Below are 19,403 nucleotides of genomic sequence, written 5' to 3' on the forward strand. Positions count from 1 at the left end.
CGTGCAGGTACTGATTGTCGGCGCAGGATCCGTGGGGTCCTCGATTGCGCACGAGTTGTTGGGCCATGGCCACCGGGTCACGATTCTCGACGAAAAACCCGAGTCCATCGGCCGGTCTGATTTGCGCGGGGCCCACTGGCTCATTGGTGACGCCTGCGAATTATCCGTCCTCCGCCAGGCCGAACCTCAAAACGCCGACGTCATTGTGGCGGCGACCGGCGATGATAAGTCCAATTTGGTGGTCTCTCTCCTGGCCCGTTCGGAATTCGGGGTTCCCCGAACCGTGGGCCGGGTCAACAATCCGAAGAACGAGTGGCTCTTCGACGAATCCTGGGGTGTCGATGTCGCGGTGTCGACGCCGCGCCTGATGACGGCGCTCGTGGAAGAGGCGGTGGAGGTTGGCGACGTCGTGCGTCTCCTCGACCTGCAAACCGGCGGGGCAACGTTGATCGAATACACGGTCCCCACGGATCACCCGTACGTTGGCTGGACGGTGGAAACCATCGATTGGCCGGCCGAAACCACGTTGGTCGCCATCTTGCGAGATGGCGTCCCGATTACGCCCAGCAATGACGACGTCGTCGAAGGCGATGATGAGCTCTTCCTGATCACCACCCCGACCGGAGAACGCGAATTGCGGAGCCTCTTCAACGCCGAGGTAGACAGTTCCGAGTCGAGTTTTGAGCGCGTCGATGAGCCCGGTACGGACGAGCTCAGCCAAGGGCAAGAGATGTAGCGTGTCTCCGCCGTTGAGGAGCCGCCGAGATCAGTTCTCTGCGGCCTCCACGACGACGGCGGGGCGCGTCATCATCCACGTGATCCAGAGGCAGAAAGCGTACAGCGGTATTCCCATCACCAGACGGCTGATGCCCAACGCCGGTAGGTTCTCCGCGAAGAATAGCGGGAGTTGAACCGCGAGCCGGACGAGGAACATCGCAGCGAGGACGCCGGTGGCGAGCTGATACACGCGTCGTCGTGCCGGCTCCCCACGCCACGCGGTGTCTTCGCCCCGAAGCATGCCGTAGATCAATCCGAGGAGGGGCCACCGCACCGCCATCGACAGAAGCAGGCCCGCCGCGTATGCGCCGTTGGTCCAGAAGCCCACCACGTAGTAGTCGATCGGCTTGCCCCCGGCGTGAGCGAAAAATGCACAGATCAACACGCCGACCGCTCCGGAGAACGCCTGAATCTTTTGGCCTCCGGTGATGAATCGGAGGACTGAAGCCACCACTGCCAAACCGATCGCGATCGACAGGGAAATGCCCAACGACGAGGTGATCAGAAAGGCCGTCAGATAGGCGATAGACGGCAAAACGGCCTCAAGGAGTCCTCGAACTCCCCCGATCGCGTGCATCACGTCGATCTGGCCGCGTTCATCCCGGCGGAATGCTCCGGAGTTTCCATACGCCTGGGCCATCTGCTGGCCAAAGGTGAGTCGCCGCTCCTCGGGCCCCTCGGCGGCCTCTCCCGGGTGGTCATGGTGCTCACTCATGCGGTCGCTTTCCTTTTCTCCATCAAATCTCTTGGTGTCGCGAGACGATTTCGTAGCGCGGGTTGTAGATGACCGGCACGCCGTTCAGGTCGGCGAGCATCCCCGAACACCGCAGTCTCGTGCCGGCGCCAATGCCGGGCACGGTTCGTTGCCCGTGCCAGACCAATCGAACGTGAGTCCCCGGCCCAAGGGGCGCCTCATCGTCCGTGTCGAAGTGCGGCATATCCATCGCGATTGCCGATGTCGGGGCCGCAAAGGAGCCTTTCGGGGTCTTGCCCCGGGTCTCAGAGGACACGGTTCGATAGCTCGCGGTAATGTCCACTTCAGCCTCGTACCTCGGACGCGCCATGATGGGTTGCAGATGCACTTCCGTCACTCGCCCCTCGACGAGCACTCGAATGCGTTGTTGCGGGGCACCTGACCGCACGGGCATATCCGTGGTGGGTTCGGAATCAGCCAATCTTGGTGATTTCCGGGCCGCGTTCCGGAACCGGCAAGCTTTGAGCCTCTTCTTCCGTGGGGTCACGGCGCACGGCGTTATCCGGGATGTTCAGGGGCAGGAGATCCCGAGGAGCCATGGGTTCGCGTCCGCGAACGACCACGAGACTACGGAAGATGCGCTCCATTTCACGGGCAGAACTCCGCTTGACCGCGGCGTCTCCGGAGAACACACCGCGCAAGAACCAGCGGGGGCCGTCGATCCCGACGAATCGTGCCACGCGGTAACCCCTGTCGCCATTCGGCAAGGATGCCGGCAATTTCGCGATGACCTGTCGGCCCAGAGTGCCTTCCAAGATATCGACGACGCCGTTCTGCTCGCGCACCGACGCGGCCAGCTCGGCCCGCACCTCGGCCCACAAGCCCCGGCTCTTCGGCGCGGCGAATGGTTGAACTTGCAGGACCGCGCCGTCCTTCTGGAAGGTCACGGACACGACCGACTGGCTGCGCTGATCAACATCGATGCGCATATTGACGTTCTCATCCGGTTTGATTCGAAGCCCACCAAGATCAATGTACGAGTCGTCGGTCTCGATCTCGGAGACGTCGAAAGGGCCGGTCACGGAACGGTCCGGTTCATCTTCAAGGTCCTGGTCCGCGGCGGCCGCGGCCTGTTCGGCGCCCTCGATATCTTCGTCATCGTCCGCATTCACCAGATCGCGTTCGGCATCGGTGTCCTCAACCGAGGTCGCGCCTGAAGCCTCTGAGGACGGAGTTTGCTTGGCAGACTCCACGTCCTTCGATGTCTCGTCCGTTGCTTCGGCGTCCTGCTTCTTTTTCTTTCCGAATCCCAGCACTTTCGGTCCTTCCTACAGGGTTCCCGTCGAGCCGAAACCGGCCGCACCGCGTTCGGAAACGGGCAGTTCGTCGACGATGCCAAATGTGGCGTGCTCGTATTTCTGGATCACGAGTTGAGCGATGCGCTCCCCGCGATGAATCTCATAAGTTTCATTCTGGTCTGTATTCAGCAGCGTGACTATCAATTCGCCACGATAGCCGGAGTCCACGGTTCCCGGGGCATTGACGACGGTGATGCCGTGTTTGGCCGCGAGTCCGGAACGTGGGTGGACCAGGCCGACGTAGCCCTGAGGCAAGGCGATCGCCACACCCGTGGGAATCAGGGCGCGCTGGCCGGGGGCCAAGGTGACGTCGTGCCGGGCCCGCAAGTCCGCGCCGGCGTCGCCGTCCTTCGCGTAGCTTGGGGCCTCGATGCCCGCGTCCAATAATTGCACCGGTACGTCCACGGTGGGGTGCATGTACCCATTACTCCTTTGTCGCCGATGGGATCCCGCGCCGGCTATGAGCGCGTCCTCAGGTCGACGCGCGGGGTGCTATCCCGACACGCCTTAGGCCACTGTAGCGGCTTCACCGCCGTGGCCGGGCTCACGGGTTAACTCCCCGAGGGCGCCGACGCGTATTCTGGGAGGCATGTCTGAGCCTGCCTCCCCAACCCCCGACGACGCGCCCTTCGGCGATCCCGGCCGCGTCATATTCCACGAAAAGCTCGTCCCCGGCGCGGGCATGTGGATTTTCGTGGCCCTCACCGGCGTCGCCAGCTTTGCCGTGGGTGCCCCCATCAACATCCCGATCGCGATCGTGGCCGGAATTATTGTTGCGGCAACGTTGGGTTTAATTCTCTATTCCTCATCTCCCGTGCTGGAAGTCACAGAAGATTCGCTCCAAGTCGGTCGCGCTCACATCGAACGCGAATTCGTCGGGGAGGTTGAGGTTTTCCGGGGCGAAAACGCTCGCATCGCGTGCGGCCCCGCCGCCGATGGCCGAGCATTCATGAATTTCCGCCCGTGGGTTTCCCCGGTCGCACGAATTCACATCACCGACCCCGCGGATCCGACGCCGTATTGGCTCACAAATTCCCGCCGTCCCGAAGAATTCGCGCTGGCACTGGGTTCGGACCCTGCGGAACAGACGGTTCGTACACCCCTCATCGATCAGCCCGTCGCCGAGACGGACGAGGAAGAAGCGCCCTGAACGCTCAGAGGTCACCACGTTGCCGACACATAAAGGGGAGGGGCCATTTCGGTCCCTCCCCTTATGCGTTAACGGGTCACGGCGAGTTTTACGCCTCGCACTCCACGCAGTAGTACAGGCCGTCTTCTTCGCGTGCAATCTGAGAGCGATGACGCACCAAGAAGCATGAAGCGCAGGTGAATTCGTCCTGCTGGGCCGGGAGTACCACCACGGAGAGTTCCTCGTGGGACAGGTCGGCGCCCGGCAACTCGAAGCTCTCGGCGGCAGCGTTCTCGTCCTCATCGACGACGTTGGACTGCTGATCGCTTCGGTGAGACTTCAGCTCCTCGATGGAGTCGGAGCTGCTCTCTTCGTCTTGCTTGCGCGGGGCGTCGTAATCGGTAGCCATGTGTTTGTCACGCTTTCGTTGGTTTTTGTGTCAATCGGCCCACAGGGCCAAATCGATCGTCAAGTGGTTCTCCCAGCCGGCATACACACTTGCCGACGCCATCTCGGTAAATTCATCGGAGTCACGTGTGCCGGTGTCGCGATGATTGTTCACTATCTCCCCCGTAACTGTCCAGCCGAATTTCCTGACAGCTGATTCGCGTCGATACGGAAGTCCCTTGAAAAAGAACACAGGCGGTATTCTGTCTGGAGAAGCGGGCGCGATCGTCCAGGTCACGGACGCGCCGGACGAGTATTTTCAAAGGAGAACTGATGGATCGGCTGACATTCGTGGGTGTCCAGGACGACGGCGAACACCTCGTCCTCGAATCCGCGAACGACGGGCACCGGTATCAGGTTCGCATCGACAACGGCTTACGCAATGCCGTAGTCAAGGCCCGACGCGCCCAAGCACCTCGGGGCTTGAGCGGTCGCGGTGAATACGGCCCTCGAGATATTCAGACTCGCTTTCGGCAAGGTGCCAGCGTGGACGAGATCGTTGCCGAATCCGGCTGGAAGCCCGAGCGCGTGCGCCGATACGAATGGCCCATTTTGGCAGAGCGCGCCCATATCGTGGCGGCCGCTCGTCAGGTAACCGTCCGCCAACTCGGCCATCACTCCCCCGGACGCCGGACTCTGCACGACCAGGTCGTGGCGGTTCGCGAGGATTGGAATTTCGCCGAGGGCGATGCCCAGTGGAATTCCTGGCAACGCGAGGACGGTCAGTGGAATGTCACGGTCTCCGTGGATTATTCGCAGTCCGCTCTCGCCCAGATTTCCCCCGGCGCGGATTTTCCCGCCCGATTTGTCTATAACCCCGCAAATCAAACCGTGACGGCGGGCAACGCCGTCGCCGAGTTCCTCTTGGGCAAGAGCTTGTCCGACGCCGACGACGGCCCTCAGCCCGTGGAGGCTCCGGCGGATGAGGCGACCCCGCCGCACGCCGCAGGATTGGACGCCGACCCCGACGGCGGGAACGAACCCTCTCACGACGTCGTAGACGATTCCACGGAGTCGTCGACCGTCGCACCAGAGGACGCCGAAGAGTCCGTTCCCAGCACTTCACGAAGCCACCTTCACGCCGTGAGCGATGAGCAGACATCGACGGAAGCCCTCTTGGACGAGCTGGAGACCCGTCGCGGGACGCGTGCAGGCGCTGACCCGGACAGCGATCGACGCCTCGCTCAGATGAGCGAAGACCTTCCGATGGAAGACTCCACGACGGATGAAGCCGAAGCCGAGGACAGCGAACCCACCCTCGACATCGAGGGGATGGACGAAGCCCGTTCCCAGGCCAGTTCTGCCAAGCAGGGTTCATCGCGTTCACGGAGCGGCCGGCCTTCAATTCCCAGTTGGGATGACATCGTCTTCGGGCAGCAACGTCCCAAAGACTAAGACCAACACCACCCCAAACCGTGACCTTGCTTATCCTTAGAAACATTCGGTAGCTATAAACTCGTCAGTAGCCGCGATATCACGGTACTTTTATGTATGAGGTAGTCAACTGCCTGTTTCGCACACAACGCGCAAAGGTCTGCATGGGGAAGAACCGCCGCAAAAAGCGTCCAGGGAGCGGCACATCGCCGATCGGCCCGAAGGAAAACACCACGTCTGAGACGTCCTCCACCTCGGAGGAAGAACCCTCGACGTCCGGTAACACAACGTCACGTCCGTCGGACGCGTCGTCCTCCGCCGACGGTTCCTCCATGGACCACTCCGAACCTGTGGACGAAGACAAGGCGTCACCCACCGAGCCGTTGGAGTCCGAGGAACCTGGCTCCGCGAACCGCGACGACCTAGCCCCAGGCTACGAATACGTTGGTCAAACAGAATCCTCCAGGACGGTATCGCCGGCCACCGAGCCGATGATGAGCCTCAATGACGAGCTTTTCTCCGATGCCGAGATTCCTACGACCAAGCGTGAGCGGAGGGAACAACAACGACGCCGCGAAGCCATCGAGGCACGTCGCCGTTCCCAGCAACGCGCCCGTAGCGGCGGTTCCACGAGCTCCCGAGGCGCAACGGCTTCGGGGATCGCGGCGGGCGCTATGGCCGCCAACGCCGCCTCCTCGCCTGAATCAATCAGCGCGACGTCGGCAGCAGATGCCGACGGAAATCCCATCGAGCATGCTCCGGAAGGAGCTGGTTCATCCGAAAGCGGCCCTGGTCCAGAGCCCGCAGGCATCGCTGCTCCAGGCAGTGATGACACGAACCGCAATGCCGCATCGGTTGAGAGTCCTGTAGAAGACACCGCGCGAGGATCGAAGGCCACACCGTGGATATGGACGGGCGCGGGAGTCTTGGCCGTCCTCGCCATCAGTGGAGGAACGGTCCTCTTCCTCAACCACCAACAGAACGATGCTCCCCCGGTTGCCAGCTCGTCGGCAACGACCACCTCAAGCACGCCCACCAGCAGCTCACCAGCGCCCACGTGGGAAACCCCGCCACCGGCACCCGTACCGAGTGTCATCGAGCAACAGCCCGTTCCGACGGCACCGGAAGGAAGCGTCTCCCAAGCCCCCACCGTCGCTCCGACGACACAGGCTCCCGCGCCGACGCCAACCCCCGAACCGACCACGCCGGAACCGACGACTCCCGAACCCACAACCCCCGAACCGACGACGCCCGAGCCTACGACTCCGGCGCCGACCCAAGAACCCACGCAGGCCCCAACGCCAGCGCCGACGACACCGGCCGCGCCCGCAACTCCGAACCGCCCCTCTGGCAAGACCGCAGCGACGGAAGCGCCGGCGCAAGACATTCCGTCACAAAATGCAAGTCACGGTGGTGGCCAAGGGCGCGGTTAACCGACCCTTCGGGGCGAGTAGGACCGTGACCGACGAGGCCCTGCTCCTTAGCGGCCCTGCCCCGTCGGGGGAATAACCCGGAGGGGAACGTAGCGTTCCTCGTCGGTCCACGAGCCGTGTTGCCCAACCATGGATAACGCGGTGGAGCGGGTTCGTCGCAGGTCGTACAACGCCAAGGAGCCACGTGCGGCGATGATGAGATCGCCGATCCGTTTCCTGACGCCGGGGCGCACCTCGGCTCCAAAATATCCGGATTCCATCAGCTCGTCCCGGTCCAAGACCCAGGCACGGTCACCGAATTGACGGGTCCACGCGGCGACGAGCCGCTCTTTTGCCTCGTGGTCCGCGGGATCCTGCAGGTGCAACTGAACCATGCGAGGCTCCCCCGCGGTGAGTTTCACCCCGTCCACCAATTCAGGGTAGGCGGAATAATCCACGCGGTCGGCCTCGGGGATATCCACCATTCCGTGGTCCGCGGTGACGAGGATGAGCGTTTCGGGGCCAACCCTCGCGGCCAGTCGCTTCAGGCCCAGGTCGAGCTCTTCAAGAGCTTCGAGCCAGCGCTCCGAGGTGCAGCCGTGTTGATGACCCGATTGATCCAGTTCTCCCCAGTACAGATACATGAACGTCGGCGTTCGCGTCGCAAGCAACTCAGCCGCCTTGCTGACTCTGGCCGTCGTCGAACCTGCCCCCACGAATTCGGTTCCCCGGAGAGCCGCATCCGTCAGCGCGGAATGCTCATAGGTCGGCATCGACACCGTCACGGAACGGGTAATACCCGCAAGCCGTTCGAACACGGTCGGCACGGGTTGCCAAGCCACTGGATCGACCGCCGGGTCCCAGCCCGAGAGTTGGTTCACGACGACGTCGCGCTCAGGATCGACGACGTCGTAGCCCACCATTCCCGTTTGTCCCGTCGGCTGGCCCGTACCGAGCACCGCGAGTGAGGCAGCCGTCGTGGACGGGAGCGCGGCGTCGAGCGGACCCAAATTCACGGAGCGACGAAACGTCGGGGCATGCCCTCGATGGCGGTTGACGAGTTCTTCGCCCAAACCGTCGACCAACACCACGCACACGTTCCGAAAAGGGCCGGCGGGACGCCCGGCCTCCCGCAACGCATCGCCAAGGCCCAATTGGTCCGGAAATTCCGGAGCCCGTTCCGACTCCGCGACCGGGCGAAAAACGGAAGCGGCCGAGCTGAGCACATTGGCAATCGAGGCGCCGTCGTATCGTGGGGGGCCCGGCAGCGGGGTGCCCTGAAGATCCGTCACTGCGGCGGACTTGGTGGTTTTGTCCTCCACCATCAGGCGTGCGACGTTCCGGATAGCTCGGTGTTGGCTCGCCGAAGGGCTCGGGCGAATTCCTTGGCGTCCTCAACGGCCTTTTGTCCATCGGCCTCGGCGGAAATCCTCAAGACGACGTCTTCGCGCGCTGCCACTCCGGTGTACCCGTGATCGGCCTCGCATTGTGGGTCGGCACAACCGGCAGGTTGGAGGTCCAACCTCTGACTACCCGTCCACGACATCATGAGTGTCACTTCCGAAGCCGGGGTTTCCGACGTGTAGTTCTGCGGTTGCCGGTACGCGTAGGAAAGCGTCACCGAGGTCAGGTTTCGGATCGGCACCGTCTCCGTGGACACGTGGGCCACAATCTGTTGGGCGTCTTCGTCCAACGCTTGATCGTCTACATGGGTGACTTGAACAATATCCCCGGCTAAAGCCACGACCGTAACGTGGCGGTGCACCTCGTTTTGATCGAAATGCGTTTCCAAATGGACGAGGTGGGAGGTGGGAATTTGGCCATCGAGAGCGTCCCACACCACGTCGTTGACCAATTGCGGGTAGAAACCGGCGTTGACGATGTCGCGGTCCAGATTTTGCCCTTCATGTCCTGACTCAGCCATTCACTCGCTTTCGACGATTCGCCGACGTCGTCACGCCGGCATCACCCAGTTCGCGCATCAGTTCTCGACGCGTCTCCGTCATTCTACGGTCCTTCGGGCACACCCGCGTCGGTCCGTGTCACGATCCAGACATTGTGCGTCGCGCGCTGTCTGTTCTCTGCTGCGGATTACCGAGCTTCATGGACGCCCCCAGGACCGTCAAAGTATCGGCCGAAATCATCACGGGTTTAAGTTCCAGCAGGGCAACCTCGGGAAGGCTGTCCTTCAACTGGGCAACCCTTCGCAGGAGGTCCTCCAGCATGTCGACCTTCACGGAGGGCAGCCCGCCGTACCCGAAAAGTTTCCGGGCCGCTTTGGGTGCTCGCACCATCTTGACGACATCCCCCTGAGTCAGCGGCGGCACCCGGTGGGCCCAGTCCTCGAGAAGATCCACGGAATCGCCGGACATGCCGAAGGACAAGACGGGACCCAACAAGGGGTCCTCCGTCGCCCTGACGACGCAGTTCTGCCCAGTAGGAGCCATGGCTTGAACTTCCAAGTCAAAGACGCCGTAAGGGCGCAGGGTACGATGCATGAGATCGATGTCGCGCCGCAACGCGTCCTCGTTCTCGATACCCAGGCGGACGCCTCCGAGATCGAGACGGTGACGCATAGTCGCATCCATCGCTTTAAGGGCGACCGGGTAGCCCAACCGATTCGCTGCCTCTGCGGCTTGGTCTGGCGTGTCAAAGGGGACGGATTCCAGGACCTTGATCCCGAAGGTCGCCAAGAGGTTTCGTGTATCTGTCTGGCCCAATTCGGCGAGTCCGTCACCGGAGACGCCGCTCATCAGGCCCTGGACCAGATCCTTCGCGGCGGGGATATCCGCGTCCTCGACCTCCGGGACACAGACCTCTTCCTGTTTGCGCCAGGCCGCGTAGTCCATGGCTGCTGCCAATGCCGCGATGGCGGATCCAGGGCTTTCGTAACATGGAACGCCCGGAAAGGTCCGCGCTTCGTCGCATCCGGCGGGCTGGATCTCGCGCTCCACCGGGTGGATTCCCCGTCGGTAGCTCGACGGCTCCGTGACCCCAGTAAACGCGGCGAGCACGGGCTTACCCGTCGCCGCCGCGCACTCCATGAGGACCTCGGCGATCTCTTCCGGCGTGACAAAAGGCGACGGGAGGAATGAGGCGACGACGGCGTCGTTCGACTCGGAGTTCAAGGCGCCCAACACCGCGTCTCGAATCATCTGCAAGCAGTCGATGTCCGCACTCGAGGTGTCCAACACATGGTCCGTGTGGTGCCCCTCGACGCCGTGGCTCACGCACGCATCGGCCAGTACCTGCCCCAGAGCGAACGCGTTAGAGAAGATCGCCACGCGACGTCCCGTCGGGAGGGGCTGGGACACCAAAAGTTGCGCAATGTCCATGAGGTGATCCGAGGTGTGGGCGCGGATCACGCCGGACTGGCGGAACATCGCATCCAGGGCCTCGACCGGGGCTTGGGTGGTCCTCCCGGAATGCCCGGGAGGCAACCGCACGCCGGTCACATCGGATTTGGCGACCACGACCGGTTTAGATCTGGCCAGTCGCCGAGCGATTCGGGAGAATTTTCGGGGATTACCGATTGATTCGAGGTACATGCAGCAGGTCGTGGTTCCTGGGTCATCTTCCCAGTACTGCATGAGGTCGTTACCCGAAACGTCCGTCTTATTGCCCGCCGAGAACGCCGTAGAGACCCCAACCCCGCGCCGGTACGCCGAGGTTCCCAGTAAGACCCCCATCGCCGCCGACTGGCTGAAAAGCCCCAAGTGGCCGCGCAAGGGTGAGACGGTTCCGAGCGAGGCATTCAGGCTGACGTCCGGGTCGGTATTGATCAGGCCGAGCGAAGCCGGGCCGATGACACGCATCCCGTAGCCACGGGCCTTTCGTACGAGGGCCTGCTGGCGGGCGCGCCCCCGGGCGCCGTCGTCGGCGTAACCGCCCGTCACGATGCACACCCCGCGCACACCCAAACGTCCACACTGGTCCACGACATCAGAGACCGCGGGAATCGGAACCGACACCACCGCTAAATCCACAACCTCGGGAAGATCCTCGAGCCGCGCGAAGGCTTTCATACCGGCCAATTCGAAGGCCTCGGGATTCACCCCATACACGGGTCCGGTGAAGCCACCGTCGACGATGTTCACGAGAATTTCGTGGCCCACCTGCGTCCAGTCCCGCGAGGCACCCACCACGGCAATCGAGCGTGGCGCCACCAGAGAGGCAACCGACTTCGCCTCGGCGCGATGCTCCCGGGAAGCCATGACTTCCCGAGATTTTTCGGTTGGGTCGATGTCGAAGCTCACCATCACGACGCCGTCGTCGAAGACACGGGCCACCTCGAACCCGGCCTCGGAAAACACATTGAGCATCTTGCGGTTTTCAGGCAAGACCTCTGCGGAAAACTTGGTGATCCCACATTCCAGCCCCGCCGCAGCGAGGTGTTCCAGGAGAATCGAACCGATGCCTCGTCCATGGTGATGATCCGAAATGAAGAAGGCGACCTCGGCCTCATTCGGCTGATTCGTGCGATCGTAACGACCGATGCCGATCATTTCCTCGCCCAGCATGATCACGAAGGCGACCCGATCGTGGTGGTCCACCGTCGTGAAGCGCGTGAGCTCTTTAGCGCTCAAGGCAGACTTATAGGTGAAAAACCGCAGGTAGATCGTGCGTTCCGATTGCCGGGCATACATCTCCGCGAGCGCGTCACGATCGGATGGTTGCACCGGACGCAAGTGAGCCGTAGCACCGTCACGCAACACCACGTCCGCTTCCCAGTGGGACGGGTAGGAATTTTCATCGACCATGAACCACAGTCTAGTAGCGCAAGTCACAGGCGCCTATTGTTCTAGACTGGGGTCGCCCGTTTTCGCTCAACCGTGAGGATCCGTAGATGGCACCCCGCCGTAAGTCGTCGCATACCCCCGAGGACTTCCCGCTCGACGTGGTCGAGAATATCGTCGACATCGACGTGTCTTCCGAGATGGAAACGAGCTTCCTGGAGTACTCCTACTCCGTCATCTATTCCCGCGCGCTCCCGGACGCGCGCGACGGACTCAAGCCCGTGCAGCGGCGCATTTTGTTCATGATGATGCAGATGGGACTCCGTCCCGACCGCGGACACGTCAAGTCCGCACGAGTCGTCGGCGAGGTCATGGGCAAGCTCCACCCTCACGGCGACAGCGCGATCTACGACGCGATGGTGCGCCTGGCGCAGTCCTTTGCCATGCGCATCCCGCTCGTAGACGGACACGGCAACTTCGGCTCAGTCGACGACGGCCCGGCTGCAGCCCGCTATACCGAGGCCCGTATGGCCCCTGCCGCGCTGGCGCTCACGGGTGACTTGGACGAAGACGTCGTCGATTTCGTGCCGAATTACGATAACCAGTTCACCCAGCCCGGGGTCCTTCCCGCGGCCTTCCCGAATCTTTTGGTCAACGGTTCGTCGGGAATCGCGGTGGGCATGGCGACCAACATGGCGCCTCACAACTTGCGGGAGGTCATCGCTGGGGCACAGCACCTCATCGACCATCCCGACGCGAGCCTCGACGACATCATGAAGTTCATTCCGGGGCCCGACCTTCCCACGGGCGGTCGCATCGTCGGTCTCAACGGCATCCGGGATGCCTATGCGACGGGCCGTGGTTCCTTCAAGACTCGGGCCAAAGTGTCGATCGAGCAGGTTACTCCCCGCAAACAGGGGTTGGTCATCACCGAATTGCCGTACCTCGTGGGGGCGGAGAAGGTCATCGACAAAATCAAGGATGGCGTGCAGTCGAAAAAGCTGTCCGGCATTTCCGACGTCGTGGACCTCACGGACCGCAAGAACGGAACACGGCTCGTGGTCGAGCTCAAGAACGGTTTCAATCCCCACGCCGTGCTCCAGTCCCTGTACAAGTACACGCCGCTCGAAGACTCCTTCGGCATCAATAACGTGGCCCTTGTTGATGGGCAACCACAAACATTGGGTCTTCTGGAACTTCTCACGGTGTATGTATCGCACCGAATCGACGTCGTTCGACGTCGGACCGCGTTCCGCCTCAAGAAGTCCCAGGACCGCCTCCACCTCGTCGAGGGCCTGCTGATCGCAATGCTCGACATTGACGAGGTCATCGAGATCATTCGGACCTCGGATCAGACCGCTCAGGCCAGGGAACGACTCATGGTGGTTTTCGACCTGAGCGAAGCACAGGCCAGCTACATCCTGGAATTGCGGTTGCGGCAACTGACCAAATTCTCACGCATCGAACTCGAATCGGAGCGCGACGATTTGCGCTCCACCATTGACGAGCTCGAGTCCATCTTGGCGTCGGACCACAAGCTACGTGGCGTGGTCTCGGATGAGTTGGGTGACGTCGCCGAACGCTACGGTACCGATCGGCGCACCGAACTGCTCGAATCCGATGACTTGGCTCAACTCGCCTCCGCCGTCACAGCATCCGGAGCGTCGTCCAAGAAGGGACTTGGCCTGGCTCTAGAGATCGCGGATGACCCCTGCTGGGTGGCCCTGTCAACCTCGGGCATGGTGGGCCGGACGCCGGGTGGTCCCGGCGGCCGTGAATCCTTTGCGGATCCCGGCAAGCGCATCAAACATGATGCCCTACGGTCCTTGATCCCGACCACGGCGCGGGGCGAGATCGGGGCGGTGACGTCGGCTGGCCGTATGGTTCGAGTCAATGTCATGGATATCCCGCAGCTCGAACTATCCGGGACAGCACCGAATTTGGGGACCGGCGTTGCGGTCAAGGATTTCTTGACGCTCGAACGCGGTGAATCCCTCATCGCCCTTGCTCCGCTACATCAGGTGCTCGCTATGGGCACGGCTCAGGGCGTGGTCAAACGGGTTAATCCTGACTATCCCCTGAACCGGGACGACTGGCCCATCATTTTCCTCAAGGAGGGCGACGAGCTCGTGGGCGTCGCACACGCGACCAACGACGATCACCTGGTGTTCATCACGCGCGACGCCAAGCTTTTGACCTTCGATGCCGCGAAGGTTCGCCCACAAGGCCGCACGGGAGGCGGTGTGGCCGGTATTAAGCTCGCGGACGGGGATCGTGTGATGTTCTTTGGTGCCGTCTCCCCCACGGAGCCCGGCGTCGTCGTGACTGTTGCTGAACCTGGCGACAGCCTTCCGGGGATGTCTGGCGGCTCGGTGAAGATTACCGAATTCTCCGAGTATCCCTCCAAGGGTCGAGCCACGGGCGGCGTTCGCGCGCATCGCTTCCTGAAAGGCGAGTCGGCTCTACAACTCGCGTGGGCGGGACGCGGACCGGCTAAGGCCGTCTCTTCGGCCGGAGTTTCGCGATCGTTGCCCACGGAATTTGGGACACGCGATGGTTCCGGTGTGCAACTGCAGCAACCGATTGACGCCGTCGGGCCGGCTCTCGGCAGCGGGGCCGAGGACGGCTCGGTCCGCGACGACGAGGCGGACTCGGCTTAAGCCGATGCGTAGGCGGTAGCCGCTACTTGAGGGCAATCACGTCAGCACAGTAGACGAGGTCTGCGGGCCGATGGGAAATGATGATCGTTCCGGGTCCGCTCACGCCGTGGGCGTCGAGTCGGGTGGCCCGGTCGATTTCCTCCATGAGCTCTTGAGCTGACTCGTGATCCAGGTGAGCCGTGGGTTCGTCGAGCAGCAGGAACGAGGCCTCGGTCAGCAGGGCACGTGCCACGGCTAGCCTCTGGCGTTGTCCGCCGGAGAGATTCGAGCCCCCGGCACCCACTCGGGTATCCAGGCCGTCCTGGAACCCACGCACGACGTCACCGAGCCCTACCCTGTCCAGCACCGAGTACAACTCGTCATCCCCCGGTGCCTGCCCCCGGGGCTTGGCGAGGGCGAGGTTTCCTCGAACCGTTGAATCGAAGATATAGGCGTCCTGAGGGCACCATGCCGAGACTCCCCGGAGCGTTACCGGGTCCGATTTGACGCCGTCCACGATGACCTCGCCTTGTTCGGGACGGAGAAATCCTAGGAGAACGGCCAAGGAGGTCGATTTACCTGATCCGGACGGCCCGGTGAGTCCCAGAGCCTGCCCCCGCTCGACTCCTCCGCTAACCCCACGGACCGCAGGTCTCTCCATCCCCGGCCAGCGGGCCGACACATTCTGGATCCGCAACGTCTGCGCGTTGTGTCGCGTCGTCTCGGAGTCGTGATCCGTGCGTGAACTCGGCAGTTCTTCAGGAACACCCCGATCAATTTTGGCAACGAGACGCGCAAAAGCGGGCCAAGCCCGGAGCGCATCGGTGGCTTGGGCGGCCGGCTCAACCAACGCCGTGCACAGCAATACGGGAATCGCAGCCACGGGAGCGGAGATCTGTCCTGAACTCACGGGCTCCCACGCCACAAGCCCAATCAAGAGCGCGGTCAACCACCACAGTCCGAGGGTTGTGGCATTGCCCAGACCTGCGGCAAAGGCCGACCTCCGAGCGGCGTTCAAGGAATCTGCGTCCCAATGCCGGAAGACCCGCAACACGTGGGGTCCCAGAGAATTCCCTCGGAGGTCCTCGGCGGCCTCCGTCATGCCGACGACGCCACGGAGGGTCCGGGATGTGGCCGTTCGTCGTATGGATTCGGCCCGACGATCTGCCCACGTCACGGCCCAAGGAAGGCAGAAGGTGCTCATGCAGGCAGCCACCCCCACGAGCCACGTTGCTGAGGGGACCGTCAACGAGGTCACAACAACCGCACCCACCATCACGGGGATGTTCGTGGCGATGGGCAGGAGGACTCGCGGCATCGCGTCGCGCAGTTCATCCACGTCGCCGACGAGACGGTCTAAGAACGCTCCTCCCCGGAGCAAGGTACGTAGGCTCAGAGCGGATTCCCCGACGGTCCGCCACGCTGTCATGCGCAACCGGTTAGCCGCCCTCAACACGACGTCGTGGGTCAATAATCGCTCCGCGTATCGGAAGGAGGCTCTTCCGAGGCCGAAGAATCGGACCCCGACGATCGCCACCATCAGATACATCATGCCCGGCTGTTGAGAGGCCCGAACGATCAGCCAGCCAGACAACGCCGTCAACGATGCCCCAAAAGCTACCGTCAAAAAGTTCACCGATAATGGGCCAAGCGCCGTGGTCAACCTGGCCCCAGTGATCCGCTTCAAGGATCCCAAGGTCTGCACGACACTACGAGAAGCAACGTTCCCCTCAGATCCCGCCAGGTAGCCCTCTCTTGGGGCGTCGGTTCCCTGCCCTTCGGCTTGAGGAATATCTACCGTGTGACGGTCACCGTAGGCGGCGTCCTTCGTCAGTCGCGAACCGTCGAGGGCTTGAGTCCTCGAGTAGGTGACCACGACTTGCCCATCTCCAGGCACCTCCAGGAAGTACTCCGCGTGAGGCACCGTCGCCGGATCGTGAGTCACCCAGATGACGGTCGAACCGTAGCTCGCGATCTCGCGTAAGGCCCCCGCCACGGACGCGGCGGCGCGATCATCCAGGTGGGCCGTGGGTTCGTCAACGAGAACGAGCAAAGAAATCTGCCGACTGCCGCCCGCGTCGAGGACCATGCCTCGTACTCTCGCCAACACCCTCGCCACGGCCAGACGCCGGGCCTGTCCGGCGGAGAGGGCGGACGGCGCCACATCCTTCAGGTCCTGTAGTCCCAGATCAGTCAGAGCCCCGCCAATAAGGGAGTCCACGGCTGAAGACTGTGGGCCATCGGATGCAGGAGGTTCGAGGCTTTTACTCTGGACCGACCCGTTGTCATCGACTTCGGCGAGCCAGGTTTCGGCGAATTCGGGGGCCGTATACAGACCCATTTCGTCGTAGACGGTTGCGGCGAGAAATGAGGGGGTTTGACTGATCCACGCGGTCTCCGAGGGCGCGAGAACCGTCGGCGTCTGGTGTTCCGCCGGCATCGCGTCGATCATGCCGCCGAGCACCTTCAACAACGTGGATTTGCCCCCGCCGGAAGGCCCGACGACCACCGTGGTGCTCCCTGCCGATATGTCCAGGTTCACGTCAGTCAAGACAGGGCCTCGTCCCGGGTACGCCACGGAGACTTGTCGTACGCGTACACCCCCATCCTGGTTCTTCTGACGTGTATGGGGTGCGCGGCCCCGTTCAACGACCGCTTCTGCCCGACGCAACGCATCAATGCCATCTTGGGACTGGTGAAAAGCAGAACCCAGGTCCCGCAATGGTTGAAAGCACTCCGGAGCGATGAGCAAGACCGCCAACGCCGTATCTAGCCCTATCGACCCCGTCACGAGCCGAAGCCCAATGAAGACCGCGACAAGAGCGACGGAGATGGTGGTGATAAGTTCGAGCGCCAAGGACGATTGGAACGCCGAACGAAGCGTCGTCAGGGTCCGACGTCGATAGTTTTCACCCAAATCGTCGAGGGCCTGGGCTTGGGCCCGGTTCCGTCGGAGCCCGAAGAGTACCGGTAGCCCCCGAGAGAGTTCCACAATGTGGCTGGACAGCCGCAATAATTGAGTCTGCGCCTCGCGGGTGTCCTGCTGGGTGGTCTTCCCGATCAGGATCATAAAGAGCGGAACCAACGGCAACGTCAAAACGAGGACCAGCGCGCTGATCGGGTCGAGCCACAGGACGACGAGCAGAAGCACCACCGGAATCACCGCAGAGGAGCACATGGCCGTCAACGATTTGACGTAGTAGTCATCGACGGCGTCGAGCCCCCGCGAGGCCAGAACGGCGATGCCGCCATCGGACGATGATTCGCTGTCCCCGCCCGTTTCGATGCGGGCTCCGGCGGATGTCGACGAGCGATGGAGTACAGCCTCAAGAAGCCGACGACGCAGGTCAGACTTCGTGGAGGAAGCCGCTCGCTGTGACGCCACAGAAAGAGCCCAGTCCGCGAGTGCCCGAATGGCAAGACCAGCCACACCCCATGCAGCGATCTGCCAGGCCCAGTGCCCGGGATCTATCCCAGTCAGCCAGGAGGGAAATAGACCATCGGCACCCGCCGAATGCGAACCGACGAAATCTGCCCAATCGCTCGATGCTTCGGGGCCATTGCCCGAGGAAACGACGCGGAATGCCTCGCGAGCCAGCACGGTCAATAGTGTCGCGACGGACGCCGCGAAAAGGACGAGGCCCGCCGCCCTCAATCCACTGATGACCGAGAGCCAGGCCATGATGCGGCGAGCCCCCGGACCCAACGGCGGACGCGCCGAGGTCCGAGGTTGGGTCGTGGGGGCTTGCTGCTGGGTCATGACTCTCGCTTACCGGGCGTTGGGTTGATTCGCCAAGCTGGTGACGTCGTGAGCCGCTGGGATGTGCTCTGCCGACAGGCGTTTACGGAAGACCCAGTAAGTCCATCCCTGGTAGAGGAACAGTACCGGTAGCCCGATACACGCCACGATCGTCATCACCTTCAACGTGTAGGGCGAGGAAGAGGCATTCTGAATCGTCAAGGTCGTTCCTCCCTCCAACGTGGTGGGAAGGACGTTGGGGTAGGCCGCCATGAAAATGGCCAAGGCACCAAACACGGCGAACCCTGCAATCCCCGAAAACGCTATGCCCTCACGCCCCTTGGAAGCCATGACCCAGGCGATCACTGCGGCGACAGCGGCCAGGACGAGGAATGTGAGCGACAGGGCCGTCGCGCCCAGTACCTGAAGCCACACGGCCCACCCGACCATCGGCAACAATGCGATCGGAAGCGTTCTGACCATGTAGGCCCGGGCGCGATGGCGAACCTCTCCGTCCGTCTTCAGGGCGAGGAAGGCCAAACCGTGGACCAGAGAGAACCCGACCATTCCAAGGCCGCCGAGCACAGCGGGAACTGTCAGCCAGGCAAATGGTCCACCAACCCGGTCCGCGTGATCATTGAGTGGCAGGCCCGTCGTCGTGATCGCCAACGCGGCGCCGATGAGAAAAGCGATGAAGAAGGAAGACACCGACATGATCGCGTTCCACCGTGCTTCCCACCGAGGCCCGGTGAGCTTGCCACGATATTCGATCGACACGGCTCGCAAGATGAGGGCCAGGAGGATCAAGGTCAACGGTATGTAGAGGGACGAAAAGAGCGAGGCATACCACATGGGGAAGGCCGCGAAAATTGCCGCGCCACCCGTGATGAGCCACACTTCGTTCCCGTCCCACACGGGGCCAATAGTGTTCAGCAGCAGGCGCCGCTCTTTCTCGTTTTTCGAGAAAATTCGGCCCATGAGCATGCCGACTCCGAGATCAAATCCATCCAGGACGATGTATCCGATCAGCAGTACACCGACTACTAAGAACCACAGGGTCGGTAATCCAGGTTGTCCTACAAATTCTTCGAACATGGT

Annotated in this window: 15 protein-coding genes; 5 read left to right on the top strand and 10 right to left on the bottom strand. The window is 62.5% G+C overall.

Features of this window, described 5'->3' with window-relative positions:
* Window position 1: 1 nt before the first annotated feature.
* The gene (locus D8M21_RS04825; RefSeq protein WP_048678519.1) at window positions 2–736 is read left to right on the top strand and encodes a potassium channel family protein; all 735 of its coding nucleotides are present in this window, start codon (window positions 2–4) and stop codon (window positions 734–736) included.
* Between the two features lie 30 nt (window positions 737–766).
* Here D8M21_RS04825 and D8M21_RS04830 read toward each other — a convergent pair whose 3' ends face one another.
* From D8M21_RS04830 to dut, 4 genes are read right to left on the bottom strand one after another with little or no spacing between them, the layout of a single operon-like run.
* Window positions 767–1,492 carry a DUF3159 domain-containing protein gene (locus tag D8M21_RS04830; protein WP_048678520.1) on the bottom strand — a complete coding sequence of 242 codons (726 nt, stop codon included), beginning with the start codon at window positions 1,490–1,492 and terminating at the stop codon, window positions 767–769.
* 22 nt (window positions 1,493–1,514) lie between these two features.
* Entirely contained in the window at window positions 1,515–1,952 is a 438-nt protein-coding gene (locus D8M21_RS04835; protein ID WP_053089929.1) for a hypothetical protein, read from the bottom strand.
* On the bottom strand, window positions 1,945–2,787 hold the full coding sequence (locus tag D8M21_RS04840) for a DUF3710 domain-containing protein (protein WP_053089930.1): 843 nt from the start codon (window positions 2,785–2,787) through the stop codon (window positions 1,945–1,947). Before D8M21_RS04840 ends, D8M21_RS04835 begins: the two co-directional genes overlap by 8 nt.
* Before the next feature lie 12 nt (window positions 2,788–2,799).
* Window positions 2,800–3,246, bottom strand: coding sequence for a dUTP diphosphatase (gene dut, locus D8M21_RS04845; RefSeq protein WP_048678522.1), 447 nt, complete (start codon window positions 3,244–3,246; stop codon window positions 2,800–2,802).
* Window positions 3,247–3,418: 172 nt separating this feature from the next.
* On the opposite strand from dut, the gene D8M21_RS04850 reads away from it, so the two are divergent.
* The gene (locus tag D8M21_RS04850; RefSeq protein WP_065424203.1) at window positions 3,419–3,979 is read left to right on the top strand and encodes a DUF3093 domain-containing protein; all 561 of its coding nucleotides are present in this window, start codon (window positions 3,419–3,421) and stop codon (window positions 3,977–3,979) included.
* Between the two features lie 88 nt (window positions 3,980–4,067).
* Here D8M21_RS04850 and D8M21_RS04855 read toward each other — a convergent pair whose 3' ends face one another.
* On the bottom strand, window positions 4,068–4,367 hold the full coding sequence (locus D8M21_RS04855; RefSeq protein ID WP_048678524.1) for a DUF4193 domain-containing protein: 300 nt from the start codon (window positions 4,365–4,367) through the stop codon (window positions 4,068–4,070).
* Window positions 4,368–4,678: 311 nt separating this feature from the next.
* Here D8M21_RS04855 and sepH point away from each other — a divergent pair, with 311 nt between their 5' ends.
* Both sepH and D8M21_RS11345 read left to right on the top strand, forming a co-directional pair.
* Window positions 4,679–5,800: a septation protein SepH gene (gene sepH / locus D8M21_RS04860; RefSeq protein ID WP_048678526.1), complete on the top strand. Its 1,122-nt coding sequence runs from the start codon at window positions 4,679–4,681 to the stop codon at window positions 5,798–5,800.
* A gap of 143 nt (window positions 5,801–5,943) precedes the next feature.
* Window positions 5,944–7,212 (top strand): hypothetical protein, encoded by a 1,269-nt coding sequence (locus D8M21_RS11345; RefSeq protein ID WP_048678527.1) that lies wholly within the window; start codon window positions 5,944–5,946, stop codon window positions 7,210–7,212.
* Window positions 7,213–7,259: 47 nt separating this feature from the next.
* On the opposite strand, the gene D8M21_RS04870 is transcribed toward D8M21_RS11345, so the two are convergent.
* The 3 genes from D8M21_RS04870 to D8M21_RS04880 form a co-directional block, all read right to left on the bottom strand.
* A complete protein-coding gene (locus D8M21_RS04870; RefSeq protein ID WP_238651036.1) occupies window positions 7,260–8,483 on the bottom strand; it encodes an alkaline phosphatase family protein in 1,224 nt (407 codons plus the stop codon).
* A 32-nt stretch (window positions 8,484–8,515) separates the two neighbouring features.
* A complete protein-coding gene (locus tag D8M21_RS04875; protein ID WP_053089931.1) occupies window positions 8,516–9,115 on the bottom strand; it encodes a DUF5998 family protein in 600 nt (199 codons plus the stop codon).
* Between the two features lie 118 nt (window positions 9,116–9,233).
* A complete protein-coding gene (locus D8M21_RS04880) occupies window positions 9,234–11,951 on the bottom strand; it encodes a bifunctional acetate--CoA ligase family protein/GNAT family N-acetyltransferase (protein WP_126855677.1) in 2,718 nt (905 codons plus the stop codon).
* An 86-nt stretch (window positions 11,952–12,037) separates the two neighbouring features.
* Here D8M21_RS04880 and D8M21_RS04885 point away from each other — a divergent pair, with 86 nt between their 5' ends.
* On the top strand, window positions 12,038–14,587 hold the full coding sequence (locus D8M21_RS04885) for a DNA gyrase/topoisomerase IV subunit A (protein WP_048678532.1): 2,550 nt from the start codon (window positions 12,038–12,040) through the stop codon (window positions 14,585–14,587).
* Between the two features lie 22 nt (window positions 14,588–14,609).
* Here the strand turns inward: D8M21_RS04885 and cydC are convergent, their stop codons facing one another.
* Window positions 14,610–18,326 carry a thiol reductant ABC exporter subunit CydC gene (gene cydC / locus D8M21_RS04890; protein ID WP_048678534.1) on the bottom strand — a complete coding sequence of 1,239 codons (3,717 nt, stop codon included), beginning with the start codon at window positions 18,324–18,326 and terminating at the stop codon, window positions 14,610–14,612.
* Window positions 18,327–18,335: 9 nt separating this feature from the next.
* The gene (gene cydB / locus D8M21_RS04895; RefSeq protein ID WP_126855678.1) at window positions 18,336–19,400 is read right to left on the bottom strand and encodes a cytochrome d ubiquinol oxidase subunit II; all 1,065 of its coding nucleotides are present in this window, start codon (window positions 19,398–19,400) and stop codon (window positions 18,336–18,338) included.
* Between the last annotated feature and the right edge of the window lie 3 nt (window positions 19,401–19,403).

Origin of the sequence: Kocuria sp. HSID16901 (assembly GCF_003989425.1) — a bacterium.
In the GTDB taxonomy this organism is placed as follows: Bacteria; Actinomycetota; Actinomycetes; order Actinomycetales; family Micrococcaceae; genus Rothia; species Rothia massiliensis.